This is a genomic window from Actinoplanes sp. NPDC000266 (assembly GCF_042899005.1).
Lineage (GTDB): Bacteria > Actinomycetota > Actinomycetes > Mycobacteriales > Micromonosporaceae > Actinoplanes.
Genome location: NZ_JBIAZI010000002.1, coordinates 125,463 through 140,743, shown reverse-complemented (window position 1 = coordinate 140,743; position 15,281 = coordinate 125,463). Strand labels below are relative to the sequence as shown.

Below are 15,281 nucleotides of genomic sequence, written 5' to 3'. Positions count from 1 at the left end.
GATGAATGTCAAGGGGGATCCGAAGTGGATCAGCGACCGCGCCTGTCGGACGTGGCGGCCCGCGTCGGGGTCTCGCCCGCCTCGGTGTCGCTGGTGCTGCGAGGCGCGCCCGGCCCGAGCGCCGAGACCCGTGAGCGGGTGCTCGCCGCCGCGGCCGAGCTGGGCTATCGCGCCGACCGCACGGCCAGCCTGCTGGCCCGCCGCCGGCGCCACCTGCTCGGCGTCATGCTCGACGTGCGCAACCCGTTCCACGCCGAGCTGGTCGAGGAGTTGCACGTCGAGGCCGACCGCTCGGGTTATGAGGTGGTGCTGTCCACGCTGACGCGCAACCGCGACGAGGACGGCGCCGTCGAGACCCTGCTCGACTTCCGCTGCGAGGCGCTGATCCTGCTCGGCCCCGACGCGTCCACCTCGTCACTGGACAGGCTGGCCGAGCAGGTTCCGTGCGTCGTCGTCGGCCGCATGGCCCGTGACGCGCAGGTCGACGTGGTGCGCTCGGCCGACGACGTGGGCGTCGACGCGGCCCTCGATCATCTGATCGGTCTTGGACACTCCGACATCGCTTTCGTCGACGGCGGGTTGGGCGCCGTCGCCGCCGCCCGGCGCCGCGGCTATCGCCGGGCGATGCGCCGGGCCGGCCTCTCCGGGCAGGTCCTGACGGGCGATCACACCGAAGAAGGAGGTGTACGGGCGGGGAAGGCGCTCGTGGCATCGACCGGCCGCCCGACCGCCGTCGTGGCCTCCAACGACCGCCTCGCAGTGGGAGTGATGGACGCTTTCCTCCGCGCCGGCATCGACGTCCCGGGCGAGATCTCCGTGGTCGGCTACGACGACAGCACGCTGGCCCGCCTCGCGCACATCGATCTGACCTCGGTCAACCAGGACGCCGCGGCCCAGGCCCGCAACGCCGTACGGTCCGCGGTCTCCCGCCTGGACGGCGGCCGTACCCGGCGTACGGAGATCGTCCTGGTGCCCCACCTGGTCGTGCGGGGCAGCACGGCGGCGCCGGTCAGCCGCACTTGAGCAGGCCGGCCCGCTCCTTGGCCTGCAGGACGTGGCGGGTGGCGTCGTCCAGACGTACACGGAAATCCTGATCTTTTTCGGCCTTGGCGATGAGCGCGGCCGACATCGGCTTGGCGTGCGACGGGATGATCGTGAGCACCATGTCGCCGCCGGCGGCCACGAAGCGTACGGCCCGCTGTGCTGGAGGAAGAGTGCTGGCCGCCACCGCGGCGCCGAGGTCATCGGAGATGACGAGGCCCTGGAAACCGAGTTTCTCGCGGAGCAGGCCGGTCACGATCGTCTTCGAGTAGGCCGCGATGTTGACCTTGTCCAGGCGAGGGTAGGACGCCGAGGAGATCATGACGGCGGCCGAGCCCGCGCCGATGCCGGCGGCGAACGGCTGGAGGTACGGATCGGCGGCCGTCGCGACGTTGTCGACGGCGTCGGTCGACGTGTCGGTGTTGGCCCGCACCCGGCCGAGCCCGGGGAAGTGCTTGAGCGTGGTGAAGACGCCGGCGTCCTGCGAGGCCGGCACGACGGTCCTGATCGCCGTGGCGACCTTGGCGGGATCCGAGCCGTACTGCCGCTTGAAGGCGCCGATAGGCGGATTGGCCTTGCCGATGTCGGTCGGCACGGTGTCGGCGACCGGGGCGAGGTTGAGGTTGACGCCGATCGCCGAGAGCCGGCGCGCGCTGTCCTGGGTGGTGCTGCGCAACGTGGCGATCGGGCCGGCGCCGAGACGCTCCGCGGACGGCAGGATCGGGAAGTCGGGTCCCTTGAGCGTCTGCACGCTGCCGCCCTCCTGATCGAGGGCGACCAGCATCGGCAGGGTCGCCTTCGATTGCAGGGTCGCGATGTCGCCGCGCAGCTCGGAGGCGGCGTGCGTGCTGCGGCCGCGCAGGAAGACGCCGCCGAGGCGATATTGCCGTACGGCGCTGGCGTAGCCGGTCGGAGTGTCGACCGGCACGCCGACCATGAGCAGCTGACCCGCGCGCCCGGCCAGGTCGAGTCCGTCCAGCGTCCGCGTGACGCAGTCCTTCGGCGTCGGTGTCGGTGTCGGCGCCGTCGTCGGCGGCGCCGAGGCTGAAGGACTCTCGCTTGCCGGTGCCGCGACGGGTTTCTCCGGCGACGGGGTGGTCCCGCAGGCGGTCAGGACCAGGATCGTCGCGGCCGCGGTGGCGGCCCGGCTCTGCCAATGTCTCATCGGCGCCCACGCTAGCGCGCGGGCGCACGCAGTCCTTCGAACGCTATCCGGGTCAGCGCGCCGGCGATGGCCTCGGCGCCGCCCGTGCGGGGGCGGTACCACTCGGTGAGCGAGTTGACCATGCCCAGGATCAGGCGCGCGACGGTCGCCGGGTCGATGTCGGGCCGTACGCCGCCCTCGGCCTGTGCCTCTTTCACCAGGTCGGTGACGATCGCGTCGAAGTCGCGCCGGCGGGACAGCGCGTGCTGCTCGGTCTCGGTGTTGCCGCGTACCCGCAGCAGGACGGTCACGTATTCGAAGCGTTCGGCCAGCACCAGCACGCTGCGCCGCACGAGGCGCTCCAGCCGCTCGGGCGCGGGCAGGTCGAGCGCGCGCACCTCGTCCGCCGCCTCGAACAGGCCGTCCAGCGCCCGGTCCATCGCCATCTGGAGCAGCTGCTCCTTGCCGCTGATGTGGTGGTAGACGCTGGACTTCGTGATGCCCAGGGACTCGGCGATGTCGAACATGCTGGTGGCGTCGTAGCCGCGCTCGTTGAACAGCCGCACCGCGGCGGCGAGCACGGCATCCTGGTCATGACCGGGGCGTCCGCGCCTTCGTGGGGCCGCAGGTGGGGTCATGTCAATGCCATCCTGTCTCCCGGGGGTTGATTACCGGCCGTTCGGTCGGTAAATATGAGCACAGCCGAACGCAATGGAGCGACGATGACAACCCCCACCGAGTTGTACGAGACGCATTCCGACCTGCTCGATCAAGCGATCCGCGCCGCCTCCGCGCGCGACTACTGGTCCGCATTTCCCGAGTCTCCCAGCAAGTCCGTGTACGGCGAGGAGGCCGCTCCCGACGGCGAGCGCGCGTTCCGCGCCCTCCTCGGCAAGCCGTTCCCGATCGAGGTGCCCGGCGCTGACGGCACTGTCTCCACCGAGCGCTCACCCTACGGCGTCGAGCTGGACGTCAGCTATCCCAAGGCCGACCCGCTCGCGGTGATCGCGGCCGCCCGGGCCGCCACCCCGGCCTGGCGCGCCGTCGGGCCGCAGGGCCGCGCCGGCGTCGCCGTCGAGATCATCAAGCGGATCAACGCGCGCAGCTTCGAGATGGCCCACGCGGTGCAGCACACCACCGGCCAGGCCTTCGTCATGGCGTTCCAGGCCGGTGGCCCGCACGCGCAGGACCGCGCCCTCGAGGCCGTGGCCGTCGCGCTGGCCGCCAGCACCCGCATTCCGGCCACCTCCGAGTGGGCCAAGCCCCAGCGTGGCGGCGACCCGCTGCGGCTGGCCAAGACCAGCACGGCCGTCGGCCGCGGCGTCGGCCTGGTCATCGGCTGCACGACGTTCCCGACCTGGAACAGCTATCCGGGCCTGTTCGCGAGCCTGGTCACCGGCAACCCGGTGATCGTGAAGCCGCATCCGGGCGCCGTCCTGCCGCTCGCCATCACTGTGCAGATCTGCCGCGAGGTGCTGTCCGAGGCCGGTCTGAGCCCCGATCTGGTCACGCTCGCGGTCGAGGAGCCCGGCGACGGCATCGCGGTCACCCTGGCCACCCACCCCGACGTGCGCATCGTCGACTTCACCGGTTCCAGCGAGTTCGGCAACTGGCTCGAGGCGAACGCGCGGCAGGCGGTCGTCTACACGGAGAAGTCCGGCCTGAACACGGTCATCGTCGACTCCACCGCCGACTACAAGGGCCTGCTGCGCAACCTGGCGTTCTCGCTGTCGCTCTACAGCGGCCAGATGTGCACGACCCCGCAGAACATCCTGGTGCCGCGGGGCGGCATCGTGACCGACGCCGGGCGGCGCAGCGTCGAGGAGTTCGGCGCCGACCTGTCGGCCGCGCTCGACAAGCTGCTGGGCGACCCGGCGCGGGCCGCCGGCACGCTCGGCGCGATCGTCAACGACGGCGTCCTGGCGCGGCTCACCGAAGCCGGCGGGGCGGCCAGCGTGATCCACCCGTCGGCCGAGGTGGCCGACGAACAACACCCCGGCGCCACCATCCGCACCCCGGTCGTGGTGCGGCTCGACGCGGCCGACGACAAGGCGTACACCCGCGAGTGGTTCGGGCCGGTCTCGTTCGTCATCGCCACCGAGTCCACGCCGCACAGCATTCAGATCTTCACCGAGACCGTCCGCGCTCACGGCGCGCTGACGGCGATGGTCCACTCGACCTCGCCCGACGTGCTCACCGCGGCTCGCGAGGCGGCGCTCGACGCGGGCGTGCACCTGGCGGAAAACCTGACCGGCGGCGTCTTCGTCAACCAGACGGCCGCGTTCAGCGACCTGCACGGCAGCGGCGCCAACCCGGCCGCGACCGCCTCGCTGTCCGACGACTACTTCGTCAGCGGCCGCTTCTTCACCATCCAGTCCCGCCACCACGTGCCGGCCGCGGAGGGCACCGATGCCTGAGGCCTATCTCGTCGGCGGTGTGCGCACCCCACAGGGCAAATACGGTGGTGCGCTCGCCGGTGTCCGCCCCGACGATCTTGCCGGTCTGGTCGTCCGCGAGGCGGCCGGCCGGGCCGGGGTGCCCGGCGAGGCGATCGACGAGGTGGTGCTCGGCGCGGCCAACCAGGCCGGCGAGGACAACCGCAACGTGGCCCGCATGGCGGTGCTGCTCGCGGGCCTGCCCGACACCGTGCCCGGCTACACGGTCAACCGGCTCTGCGCGAGCGGGCTGACCGCGATCGTCTCGGCCGCGAACACGATCCGCGCCGGCGAGGCCGACCTGATCGTCGCCGGCGGCGTCGAGTCGATGACCCGCGCGCCCTGGGTGATGGAGAAGCCGGGAACGCCGTGGGCGCGCCCGGGCCAGGTCTTCGACACCTCCCTGGGGTGGCGCTTCACCAACCCGGTGCTCCAGGAGCGCGACCGCGCCACCCTCAGCATGGGCGAGACCGCCGAGGAGGTCGCGGCCCTCGACGGCATCACCCGTGCCGAGAGCGACGCCTTCGCGCTGCGCAGCCACGAGCGGGCGATCGCCGCGATCGACGCGGGCCGGTTCGCCGGCGAGCTCGTCGCGGTGGGCGACGTCGGCGCCGACGAGATCCCGCGCCGCGGCTCCACCCTGGAGAAGCTCGGCAAGCTGCGGCCCGTCTTCCGCGGCGACGGCGTCGTCACGGCCGCGTCGTCCTCGCCGCTCAGCGACGGCGCGGCGGCCCTCGTCGTGGCCAGCGGCGAAGCGGTCGAGAGGTACGGCCTGACGCCGCGCGCCCGCGTGGTCACCTCGGCCAGTGCCGGCGTGGCGCCGCACCTCATGGGTCTCGGCCCCGTGCCGGCCACGGAGAAGGCGCTGGCCCGGGCCGGCTGGGGCGTCGGCGACCTCGACGCCGTCGAGCTGAACGAGGCGTTCGCGGTCCAGTCCCTGGCCGTCATCCGCCGGCTCAAGCTCGACGACGAGCGGGTGAACGCCGACGGCGGCGCGATCGCGCTGGGCCACCCACTCGGCTGTTCGGGCGCGCGCATCACCGTGACCCTGCTGGGCCGCATGGAGCGCGAGAGCGCCCGCCGCGGCTTGGCGACCCTCTGCGTCGGCGTCGGCCAGGGCGTCGCGATGCTCCTGGAGCGGCCGTGAACACCCTCGCCGTGCAGGAGCTGGACGACCGCGTCGTCGTCACGTTGCGGCGGCCCGAGGCGCGTAACGCCATGAACGCGGCCATGGTCGGTGAGCTGCACGAGGTCTGCGCCTCGCTCGAGGAGCGCCCGCGCTTTCTGCTGCTGACCGGCGACGGTGGCACCTTCGCGGCCGGGGCCGACATCGGCGAGCTGCGGCAGCGCGGCCGCGAGCAGGCGTTGCAGGGCATCAACAGCCGGCTCTTCGACCGGATCGCCCGGCTGCCGCTGCCCACCGTCGCCGCCGTCGACGGCTACGCGCTCGGTGGCGGCGCCGAGCTGGCGTACGCGTGCGACATCCGGCTGGCCTCGCCGTCGGCGGTGTTCGGCAACCCGGAGCCGGGTCTCGGCATCCTGGCCGCGGCCGGCGCCTGCTGGCGGCTGCGTGAGCTGGCCGGCGCGTCCGTCGCCAAGCAGGTGCTGCTCGCCGGGCGGCGGCTCGACGCCGACGACGCGCTGCGGTTCGGCCTGGTGGCCGAGGTGGTGCCGGCCGGTGACCTGCTCAAGCGGGCGCATGAGCTGCTCGACCGGATGGGCCGCTCCGGGCAGCTCGCCCTGAGGCTGACGAAACTCGTGGCCGACGGTGGCGGGCATCCGCTCACCGATGACCTCGCGCAGGCGATCCTGTTCGAGTCGGCCGAGAAGGCCGAGCGCATGGACGCGTTCCTGGCGGGAGGCCGCTCATGACCGGCTCCGTACCGAAACTCGTCGGTGTCGTCGGCGGCGGCCGCATGGGTGCCGGGATCGCCCAGGTCTTCGCCGTCGCCGGTGCGGCGGTCAGCCTGGTCGAGCGCGACCCGGCCGCCGCGGCGGCCGCTCGCGACCGGGTGGCCGCGGGCCTGCGGCGGGCCTCGGAGAAGGGGTTGCTGACCGAGCCCGAGGACGCCGTCCTGGAGAGGCTGGTGCTGGTCGACGACGTGGCCGCCCTCGGCTCCGGCGCCGATCTCGTCGTCGAGGCCGTGCCCGAGGACGCTGCCCTGAAGGTGCGGGTGCTGGCCGCGGTCGAGCAGGCCGTCGGCGAGCAGGCCGTGCTGGCCAGCAACACCAGCTCGCTGTCGATCGCCGGGCTGGCCGACGGGCTGGGCCGCCCCGAGCGGTTCCTCGGCATGCACTTCTTCAACCCGGTTCCGGGCAGCAAGCTCGTCGAGGTCGTGCTCGGCCCGTCGACCAGCGACGCCGTGCGCGACGCGACCCGGTCCTGGGTGGGCGGGCTCGGCAAGACCGAGGTCGTGGTCCGCGACTCGCCGGGCTTCGCCACCAGCCGCCTCGGTGTGCTGCTCGGGCTCGAGGCGATCCGGATGCTCGAGGAGGGCGTGGCCGACGCGGCCTCGATCGATCGGGCCATGGAGCTCGGCTACCGCCATCCGATGGGGCCGCTGCGCTCGACCGACCTGGTCGGCCTCGACGTGCGGCTGGCCATCGCCGAACACCTGCACCGGGAACTGGGCGAGAGGTTCGCGCCGCCGCGGCTGCTGCGCGACAAGGTGGCCGCCGGGGAACTCGGGCGCAAGAGCGGGCAGGGCTTCTTCACCTGGGAGGTGTCATGAGCGAGGAGCAGGCCTTCGCCGAGATCATCGAGAAGGACCAGCGGGTCGAGCCGCGCGACTGGATGCCGGACGGCTACCGCAAGACGATGATCCGGCAGATCGCCCAGCACGCGCACTCCGAGATCATCGGCATGCAGCCCGAGGGCGCCTGGATCACCCGCGCGCCGTCGCTGCGGCGCAAGGCGATCCTGCTGGCCAAGGTGCAGGATGAGGCCGGCCACGGGCTCTACCTCTACTCGGCGGCCGAGACGCTCGGCGCCGACCGTGGCGACCTGACCCGGCGGCTCATCGAGGGCCGGCAGAAGTACTCGTCGATCTTCAACTACCCGACGCTGACGTTCGCCGACGTCGGCGTGATCGGCTGGCTCGTCGACGGTGCCGCGATCTGCAACCAGGTGCCGCTGTGCCGCAGCTCCTACGGGCCGTACGCGCGGGCGATGATCCGGATCTGCAAGGAGGAGTCCTTCCACCAGCGGCAGGGCTACGAGCTGCTGATGACGATGATGGGCGGCACCGAGGCGCAACGGGAGATGGTGCGCGACGCCGTCGGCCGCTGGTGGTGGCCGTCGCTGATGATGTTCGGCCCGCCCGACGCCGACTCGCCGAACACCGGGCAGTCGATGGCCTGGAAGATCAAGCGGCACACGAACGACGAGCTGCGGCAGCGATTCGTCGACATGACCGTCCCGCAGGCCGAGGCGCTGGGCGTGACGCTGCCCGACCCCGACCTGCGGTGGAACGCCGAGCGGGAGCACTACGACTTCGGCGCGATCGACTGGTCGGAGCTCAAGCGGGTGATCTCCGGCGACGGGCCGATGAACGCCGAGCGGATAGCACGGCGCCGGCAGGCCGACGAGGACGGCGCATGGGTGCGGGAAGCGGCCGCGGCGCACGCGGCCAAGCGGACGGAGGTGCGGGCGTGAGCGAGATCCGGCACGAGTGGCCCTTGTTCGAGGTGTTCGTGCGGGCCAAGCGGGGCCTCAACCACGTGCACGTCGGGTCGCTGCGGGCGGCCGACCACACGATGGCGCTGCACCACGCGCGCGACCTCTACACGCGGCGCAACGAGGGCGTCAGCATCTGGGTGGTGCGCTCCGAAGACGTGGTGGCGTCCGGGCCCGACGACAAGGACGCGTTCTTCGCGCCCAGCGGCGACAAGGCCTACCGCCACCCGACGTACTACTCCATCCCCGACTCCGTGCCGCACATCTGAGGCCGCCATGTCCTTCGACGATGCCTACCTGGCCCTCACCGACCACGACGACGACGCCCGCTGGGCGTACGGGACCGGGTTCGCCGACCCGCTGGCCGGCGTGCCCTCGGCCTTTCCCGACGGGGTCGACCGCGGCGATCTGGCCGCCTACTGCCTGATGCTCGGCGACGACGCGCTGATCCTGTCCCACCGGCTCCAGCAATGGGTCACCCGCGCGCCCGAGATCGAGGACGAGCTGGCCCTGGCCAACATCGGGCTCGACCTGCTGGGACAGGCCCGGCTGCTGCTCACCCGGGCCGGCGAGGCCGAGGGCGCGGGGCGCGACGAGGGCGCGGGGCGCGACGAGGACCAGCTGGCCTACCTGCGCGAGCCGGGCGACTTCCGCAACGTCCGGCTGGCCGAGCGGGCCGACGCCGACTTCGCCGAGCTGGTAGCGCGGCTGCTGGTCTTCTCCACGTGGCGGCTCGCGCTGTTCGACCGGCTGGCCTCCACCGGCGACCCCGTGGTGGCCGCCATCGCCGCCAAGGGCGTCAAGGAGGTCAGCTACCACCGGGACTACGCGGCAGGCTGGGTGGTCCGCCTCGGCGACGGCACCGAGCTGTCCCACGCCCGCATGCAGGCCGCCATCGACGTCGTGCTGCCGCTGTCCGGGGAGTTGTTCGAGGCGCATCCGGTCGAGCGGCGCCTGGCGGAGCTCGACGTGGCGGTCGATCCGGCCGAGCTCCGCGAGGAGTTCGACTCGGTCATCGCCGAGGTCCTCCGAGTCGCGACATTGGTGCCGGCTCCGATCAATGGTTCCGGGGAGGGGCGCGATGGCGTCCACGGCGATGAGCTCACCGAGATCCTGGCCGAGCTGCAAGGGCTGGCACGGGCGACACCGGGCGGTGTCTGGTGAGCGCCGCCGACATCGCCGCCACCGTCACCGATCCTGAGCTGCCCATGCTGACCCTGGCCGAGCTGGGCATCATCCGCGACGTCGAGGAAGGCGCGGACGGGGTGGTCGTGACCATCACGCCGACGTATTCGGGATGCCCGGCGATGGAGGCGATCCGGGCCGACCTGCTCGCGGCGCTGCGGGGCGGCGGCTTCGAGCGGGCCGAGGTGCGTACGGTGCTGGCTCCCGCCTGGACCACCGACTGGATCTCCGAGTCGGGGCGGGCGAAGCTCGCCGAGGCCGGCATCGTCCCGCCCGGACCCGCGCCGCGCCGGTCGCCCGGCCCCGTGCCGCTGACGCTCGGCGTCCGTGACGACGGGATCGCCTGTCCCCGCTGCGGGCAGCCGCGCACCGAGCTGATCACGGCGTTCAGCGCGACCGCCTGCCGCGAGTTGCGGCGGTGCCCGGCCTGCCGCGAACCGTTCGAGCACGTCAAAGCGATCTGAGCGGGGGAGACTGATGGTGGTTCGCGAGTTCTACCCGCTGCGGGTCGCGCAGGTCGAACGGCTCTGCGACGACGCCGTCGCCGTGACCTTCGACGTCCCGGCAAAGTTGGCGGGGACCTACCAGTTCCGGCCCGGGCAGTCCCTGACCGTCCGGCGGCCGGGCGACGAGAGCGACGAGCGCCGGTCCTACTCGATCTGCGCCCCGGCCGGGGACAGGCCCCGCATCGGCGTGCGCGAGGTGCCGGGCGGGCTCGTCTCCGGATGGCTGGTGCGGCAGGTGCGGGTGGGCGACGCGGTCGAGGTGGCGCCGCCGTCCGGCACCTTCACCCCCGACGTCGAGGCCGGCGGCCGCCACGTCATGATCGCGGCGGGCTCCGGGATCACGCCGGTGCTGTCGATCGCCACGTCACTGCTGCGCCATCCGGAGGCCCAGGTCGCCGTCCTGTACGGCAACCGGCGGGCCGACACCGTGATGTTCGCCGAGGAGCTCGCCGACCTGAAGGACCGCCATCCGTCGCGGCTCGAGCTCGTCCACCTGCTGTCCAGGGAGGCGCGCGAGGTCGACCTGCTCAGCGGGCGGCTCGACGCGGACAAGCTTCGTGCCCTGTTGCCGGTGCTGCTCGACGTGCCGGCGGTGGATCACTGGTGGCTGTGCGGCCCGTACGGCATGGTGACCGACGCGATCCAGGTGCTCGGCGAGGCCGGGGTGCCGCCGGAGCGGATCCACCGGGAACTGTTCTGGGTGGACGAGGCGCCCCCCGAGCCGGTGCGCGCGGAGGCGGCGACCGGAGGCGCCGGCAGCTGTGACGTGACGGTGCTGCTCGACGGCCGTTCGACGACGGTGACGGTCGGGGCGGGCGACACCGTGCTCGAGGGCGCGCAACGATCCCGGCCCGACCTGCCGTTCGCCTGCAAGGGCGGCGTCTGCGGCACGTGCCGGGCCCGGGTCGTCGAGGGCGACGTGACGATGCGGCGCAACTTCGCCCTGGAGCCGGCCGAGCTCGCCGCGGGCTTCGTCCTGACCTGCCAGTCCGTCCCCGCGTCGCCGAAGGTCACGGTGACCTTCGATGACTGAGGCCCGGTGATCGGAATCGGTCAGAGAAACGAGTGAGTGATTCGCTCCGCCTCCATCCGGGCGGTGAGCTTGGCCGGGTCGAGGTTGGCGCAGAGGACTATCGACGCGCCGGCCACCATCGGGGTCAGGAGCCAGGTCAGCGGCTGCTCCTGGGTGGCCGCGTTGATCAGGACCCGGTCGCCGCGGGTGATGCCCCGCTGGGCGGCCATCTCGGCGGCCACGGCGGCGTAGGCGCCGTACGTGGTGCCGTCGGTGGTGGCGGGGGCGTCGGCGGCCGGGGTGATCGAGGGCGGGGCGGCGCCCAGATGCGGGTGGACGGCGGCCGGGTAGTCCCGGTAGCCACGGGGAGCTCCGGGGGAGGGTGAGTGGGATGCGGTGAGGGACAGGACGAACTGGTCGGTTCCGATGGGGACCTCGTCGAGCCAGCTGTCCACGCGGCGGCGGTGCACGAAGGTGACGTCCAGCGGGGCGCCGGCCGGGGACAGGCCGGCGCTCGCCCAGTCGCGGTAGGAGACCGCTATGCCGGCGGACCAGGCGCCGAGCAGGACCGCGGCGGTCTGCCAATGAGGGGGTAGAAGCACGGCGGCGGTGCTGCGGGGGCCGTGACCGCATTCGTCGGTGAGCAGGGCCGCGGTGGCGGCGGCCCAGGTGCCGAGCTCGCGCGCGGTGAGCGCGGTGCGTTCACCGGTGGCGTCGTCGTAGTACGTGATCAGATGATCGTGCCCGGTCATGCACCGAAGCCTAGGCCGCCAGGTCCAAGCGGAGCTCGCGTGCCTCGGCGGCGTACCTCGTGAGGAGGTGAACCGTTCGTGGACCGGCTACGCCGTCCGGGGTGAGACCGGTGCGGGCCTGGAAGACGCGCACCGCCTCGGTGGTCTCGTCGTCGCTGATGCCGGCCGGGGTCAAGCCGATCTCGGTCAACAGTTCGCGCAGGCAGGCGGGGTCGGCCGGTGGCGGGGCGGCGGTCCAGCCCACCAGTCCGCCGACGGCGGTGCCGACAACGCTGAGCATTCCTCGTGCGGACATCTCGTGACCTCCTGCTGAAGTGGGGATGACTCCAGCATCGGGCGCGCAGCTGTGCCCGGCATCGGACCGGCGTCGGTCAAAGCTGTGCCCGACTGCGACTTTCGGCCGATGCCCGACTGCTCCCTAGGGGCACACGGTGTTGCTGGCCAGCGCGAAAAGCCGCTTCGCCTGCGCACTGGACACACCCTGCGCACGGAACTCACGCACCACGGCCGGCGCCTGCTTCCCCGCGGCCAGAGCGCGGCACGCCTGCTCGCCGAAGGCCGCGACCTCCTCGTCCCGCCGATCGATCGCGACGTCAGGAAGATCACGCTGCACGGCGGCCACGAACGCCCGCAGATCACCGAGCGGCTTCGCGCGCGCCTCGCCGGCCACCTTCGGCCCGGTGGTCTCGCTGTTCGTGCGGGGCGCGGCCCGCGTCGGGCTCGGGCTGGGTGCCGCGGATTGCGGTTCTTCTTGCTGTACGGGGGTGACAGACGCCGGCACGGGAGAGGCGCCGTCCGCCACAGGCGCGGGGCGGGGCGAGGAACAAGCGCCGAGCGCACCGGCGAGAACGACAGCGAGCACGCCGCCGACCCGGAAACGCTTCGAAGCGAAAGACCGGCCGAGGCTGAGGCTCATCGGGTGGCCACCTGGGGGTGACTGAGGGCGGGGCTCGTCGGCGGCCAGACCGGCATGGGGCCGGTGGCTGGGGTGATCGTCGGGCCGAACGGTTTGCGTTCTGCTCTGGTGGGACCGATCGCACCCTTCGGAGGCGGGGCAAGGGTCGGGGGTGTGGTCACCTCGGCGGCCGAGACCGAGGGAATGGGTCGGGCGGGGTGTGCCGTAACGGGGGAGGAGGCGGGGGACGAGATGGGTGTAACTGGGACGAAAAGCACCCGACGACCGTAGGCGGGCTGGAGGCGTACGCCTGGCGCCGCGCCCACTGATGAGTGGTAACCGGACCCCAAAGGGTGTACAGCGAACCCACAGACGGCTCACCGCTGGTCAACAACATGCGGAGTCAAGGTTGTCGCATCAGCCAACGAAGCGAGGCGCCGCCATGACCGATCTGATGAACCGGCCCACCGACCCGGACCACACGGGGATCGGGGACTACGACGGCCGGTACGACCAGGTGACGCCCACCTCGCCGGGTGGCAGCCGGTGGCCTCGGCGGATCGCCGGTGGTGCGGCGCTGATCGCGCTCGTCGCCGGTGCGGGGACGGCCGGTGGGGTGGTCGCCGAGCGCTACCTGATCGATCACGACTCGACCACCGCGGCCACGGCTACGACGGCCAGCAGCACCACAGTCACCGAGGACCAGGATCTCGCCGCCGTCGTCAAGCAGGTTCAGCCCAGCATCGTCACCGTCATGGTCGACGGCACGCGTGAGTCGTCGCTCGGCTCCGGGGTGGTGCTCACCTCGACCGGGCTGATCCTCACCAACAACCATGTCATCTCGTCCGAGGGCACCGTGAGCGTCCGGCTCTCCAACGGCACCACCGTTCCCGCCAGCGTCGTCGCCACCGACACCACCCACGACCTGGCCCTGGTTCAGGCGACCGGGCTGACCGGGCTGACGCCGGCCACCTTCGGGACCGACGACAGCGTCGCCGTGGGTGACACTGTTCTGGCCTTCGGGGCGCCGCTCGGCCTCGAGAACACTGTCACCTCCGGCATCGTGTCCGCGACCGACCGCAGCATCAACACCGGCACCGAACAGCTCAGCGGGCTGCTCCAGACCGACGCCGCGATCAACGAGGGCAACTCGGGTGGCGCGCTGGTCGACCTCGATGGCCACGTCGTCGGCATCAACGTGGCGATCGCAACCGCCAGTGACTCGTCGACCGGCAGCATCGGCGTCGGCTTCGCCATCCCGGCCGACACCGTCACCAGCGTCGTCAAGCAGCTCCAGAACCAGATCAGCTGAGCACCCTCGTTCCGGGTCAGCAGCCGTTGCCGAGGCGCTTCGAGATGGCGGCCGATGTGTAGCCCTCGCAGTAACCGCCGCTGCCCAGGTTGAGGGGGCGCCAGGTGCGGGCTTCCGTGTCGTATTCGAAGAGCAGGCCGGCCGGCTGCACGTTCTTCCCCTCGACGATGGTGATGGCCGTCGCGTAACCCTGGTAGCAGGTCTCATCTTTCAGGGCGACCGTCGGCCTGGTGCGCGCGGACATGTCCTTGTCGGCGCGCAGCGCCTTGTAGAGGACGGCGGCCGAGACCGGGCAGGGGTTGGCGTCGCGCGGGGGAGCCGATGTCTTGGCTGTGGCCGTCGGCTTGGCGGTTGTGGCCGTGACGGTGGGCGCCGAGGTAGGCGCGGTGGAGGTGGGCACGGTGGAGGTGGCAGCGGCGGCGGCCGCCGAGGTTGTGGTCACCGGCGCGGCGACGCCGTTGACGTGCTCAGGGCCGTCGCAGGCGGCGAGACCGATGACGGCGAAGACGGCGACGGCGAGGGTGATGGTGGCGGTGAGGGCGCGCATGGGAATCGGTCCTCCTGGTGCTTTCGGAATGTGCTGTCTTCCGGTGTGATGCGCACGTGGCCGTCCTGGTTCTCGGATTTCATAACGAGCCGATAACGGGATCACCGCTGTGGTTCGGGTAGTCCGGCGGCCAGTTGACGCAGGGCGCCGATGAGAATGGCCCTCAGCTCGGCCGGCTCGCCCCCGATGGCCACGAAGTGTTTGAAGGTCACCGTGTTGGCGGCCATGACGGCCGCGGCGACCAGCTTGGGGTAAAGGTCGGTCTCGGGGTTGGTGCCGGTGCGCGCGGCGACCGCGGCGGCCAGCGCGGTTTCGGCGTCGGCCGAGGCTCGGAGCGTCTCGGCCTTGATGGCCGGGATGGCGGTCATCAGGCGTAGTCCGGCGGCCCAGGCCTGGGTGTCGCGGGGGAGCGGAGCGGCGGTCACCTGCGCGGTCTGCTCGAACTGGGCCAGCACGGCCTCGGTGATCGATTCCCAGAGTGGCTCATCAGCCGGCCGTTCCCGCAGGGCCTCGGCGACCTGGAGGCAGCGGTCGAGGTGGCGGGAGGCCACGGCCTCGGCCTTGCTCGAGAAGTAGTTGTTGAAGGTGCGCGCCGAGACGCCGGCCTCGGTGGCGATGTCCTCGACGAGCACACCGTCGTAGCCGCGCTCGACGATCAGGCGGATGGCGGCCCAGCTCAGCGCGGTCCGGGTGGCCTGCTTCTTACGTTCCCGGAGACCCACACCTCAACGATAGTCAGAGGTGCGCGCCCCGCAAAGATGCGCGGCGCGCACCGC

Annotated in this window: 18 protein-coding genes; 11 read left to right on the top strand and 7 right to left on the bottom strand. The window is 72.1% G+C overall.

What is annotated here, in order from left to right; genetic code table 11:
• The first annotated feature begins 24 nt into the window (after nt 1–24).
• Nucleotides 25–1,023 (top strand): LacI family DNA-binding transcriptional regulator, encoded by a 999-nt coding sequence (locus ACFY36_RS07020; RefSeq protein WP_499744991.1) that lies wholly within the window; start codon nt 25–27, stop codon nt 1,021–1,023.
• Here the strand turns inward: ACFY36_RS07020 and ACFY36_RS07015 are convergent.
• Both ACFY36_RS07015 and ACFY36_RS07010 read right to left on the bottom strand, forming a co-directional pair.
• On the bottom strand, nt 1,010–2,206 hold the full coding sequence (locus ACFY36_RS07015; protein WP_499744990.1) for a glycoside hydrolase family 3 N-terminal domain-containing protein: 1,197 nt from the start codon (nt 2,204–2,206) through the stop codon (nt 1,010–1,012). The genes ACFY36_RS07020 and ACFY36_RS07015 overlap by 14 nt on opposite strands.
• A gap of 11 nt (nt 2,207–2,217) precedes the next feature.
• Nucleotides 2,218–2,823 (bottom strand): TetR/AcrR family transcriptional regulator, encoded by a 606-nt coding sequence (locus tag ACFY36_RS07010; protein WP_499744989.1) that lies wholly within the window; start codon nt 2,821–2,823, stop codon nt 2,218–2,220.
• A gap of 84 nt (nt 2,824–2,907) precedes the next feature.
• On the opposite strand from ACFY36_RS07010, the gene paaN reads away from it, so the two are divergent.
• From paaN to paaE, 9 genes are read left to right on the top strand one after another with little or no spacing between them, the layout of a single operon-like run.
• Nucleotides 2,908–4,602: a phenylacetic acid degradation protein PaaN gene (paaN, locus tag ACFY36_RS07005; RefSeq protein ID WP_499744988.1), complete on the top strand. Its 1,695-nt coding sequence runs from the start codon at nt 2,908–2,910 to the stop codon at nt 4,600–4,602.
• Complete coding sequence (locus tag ACFY36_RS07000; RefSeq protein ID WP_499744987.1) at nt 4,595–5,767, top strand: thiolase family protein; 1,173 nt, start codon at nt 4,595–4,597, stop codon at nt 5,765–5,767. Before paaN ends, ACFY36_RS07000 begins: the two co-directional genes overlap by 8 nt.
• The gene (locus ACFY36_RS06995; protein WP_499744986.1) at nt 5,764–6,492 is read left to right on the top strand and encodes an enoyl-CoA hydratase/isomerase family protein; all 729 of its coding nucleotides are present in this window, start codon (nt 5,764–5,766) and stop codon (nt 6,490–6,492) included. Before ACFY36_RS07000 ends, ACFY36_RS06995 begins: the two co-directional genes overlap by 4 nt.
• The gene (locus ACFY36_RS06990; RefSeq protein WP_499744985.1) at nt 6,489–7,352 is read left to right on the top strand and encodes a 3-hydroxyacyl-CoA dehydrogenase family protein; all 864 of its coding nucleotides are present in this window, start codon (nt 6,489–6,491) and stop codon (nt 7,350–7,352) included. The genes ACFY36_RS06995 and ACFY36_RS06990 overlap by 4 nt, the downstream gene beginning before the upstream one ends.
• Nucleotides 7,349–8,275: a 1,2-phenylacetyl-CoA epoxidase subunit PaaA gene (paaA, locus tag ACFY36_RS06985; RefSeq protein WP_499744984.1), complete on the top strand. Its 927-nt coding sequence runs from the start codon at nt 7,349–7,351 to the stop codon at nt 8,273–8,275. Before ACFY36_RS06990 ends, paaA begins: the two co-directional genes overlap by 4 nt.
• Nucleotides 8,272–8,565 carry a 1,2-phenylacetyl-CoA epoxidase subunit PaaB gene (gene paaB, locus ACFY36_RS06980; protein ID WP_360253420.1) on the top strand — a complete coding sequence of 98 codons (294 nt, stop codon included), beginning with the start codon at nt 8,272–8,274 and terminating at the stop codon, nt 8,563–8,565. Before paaA ends, paaB begins: the two co-directional genes overlap by 4 nt.
• Nucleotides 8,566–8,572: 7 nt before the next feature.
• On the top strand, nt 8,573–9,460 hold the full coding sequence (paaC, locus tag ACFY36_RS06975) for a 1,2-phenylacetyl-CoA epoxidase subunit PaaC (protein ID WP_499744983.1): 888 nt from the start codon (nt 8,573–8,575) through the stop codon (nt 9,458–9,460).
• Nucleotides 9,454–9,945 carry a 1,2-phenylacetyl-CoA epoxidase subunit PaaD gene (gene paaD / locus ACFY36_RS06970; protein WP_499745834.1) on the top strand — a complete coding sequence of 164 codons (492 nt, stop codon included), beginning with the start codon at nt 9,454–9,456 and terminating at the stop codon, nt 9,943–9,945. Before paaC ends, paaD begins: the two co-directional genes overlap by 7 nt.
• A gap of 13 nt (nt 9,946–9,958) precedes the next feature.
• On the top strand, nt 9,959–11,020 hold the full coding sequence (paaE, locus tag ACFY36_RS06965) for a 1,2-phenylacetyl-CoA epoxidase subunit PaaE (protein ID WP_499744982.1): 1,062 nt from the start codon (nt 9,959–9,961) through the stop codon (nt 11,018–11,020).
• Between the two features lie 20 nt (nt 11,021–11,040).
• Here the strand turns inward: paaE and ACFY36_RS06960 are convergent, their stop codons facing one another.
• The 3 genes from ACFY36_RS06960 to ACFY36_RS06950 all read right to left on the bottom strand — a co-directional run bounded on the left by ACFY36_RS06960 (nt 11,041) and on the right by ACFY36_RS06950 (nt 12,667).
• Nucleotides 11,041–11,751, bottom strand: coding sequence for a TIGR03089 family protein (locus ACFY36_RS06960; protein ID WP_499744981.1), 711 nt, complete (start codon nt 11,749–11,751; stop codon nt 11,041–11,043).
• A gap of 10 nt (nt 11,752–11,761) precedes the next feature.
• Nucleotides 11,762–12,046: a peptidoglycan-binding protein gene (locus ACFY36_RS06955; RefSeq protein WP_499744980.1), complete on the bottom strand. Its 285-nt coding sequence runs from the start codon at nt 12,044–12,046 to the stop codon at nt 11,762–11,764.
• A 123-nt stretch (nt 12,047–12,169) separates the two neighbouring features.
• Nucleotides 12,170–12,667 carry a DUF732 domain-containing protein gene (locus tag ACFY36_RS06950; protein ID WP_499744979.1) on the bottom strand — a complete coding sequence of 166 codons (498 nt, stop codon included), beginning with the start codon at nt 12,665–12,667 and terminating at the stop codon, nt 12,170–12,172.
• A 421-nt stretch (nt 12,668–13,088) separates the two neighbouring features.
• Between ACFY36_RS06950 and ACFY36_RS06945 the strand changes: the two genes are divergently transcribed.
• The gene (locus tag ACFY36_RS06945) at nt 13,089–13,958 is read left to right on the top strand and encodes a S1C family serine protease (protein ID WP_499744978.1); all 870 of its coding nucleotides are present in this window, start codon (nt 13,089–13,091) and stop codon (nt 13,956–13,958) included.
• Nucleotides 13,959–13,974: 16 nt separating this feature from the next.
• On the opposite strand, the gene ACFY36_RS06940 is transcribed toward ACFY36_RS06945, so the two are convergent.
• Together ACFY36_RS06940 and ACFY36_RS06935 are read right to left on the bottom strand one after the other, a co-directional pair.
• On the bottom strand, nt 13,975–14,505 hold the full coding sequence (locus ACFY36_RS06940) for a hypothetical protein (protein ID WP_499744977.1): 531 nt from the start codon (nt 14,503–14,505) through the stop codon (nt 13,975–13,977).
• A gap of 101 nt (nt 14,506–14,606) precedes the next feature.
• Nucleotides 14,607–15,227 (bottom strand): TetR/AcrR family transcriptional regulator, encoded by a 621-nt coding sequence (locus ACFY36_RS06935; RefSeq protein ID WP_499744976.1) that lies wholly within the window; start codon nt 15,225–15,227, stop codon nt 14,607–14,609.
• Nucleotides 15,228–15,281: the final 54 nt, after the last annotated feature.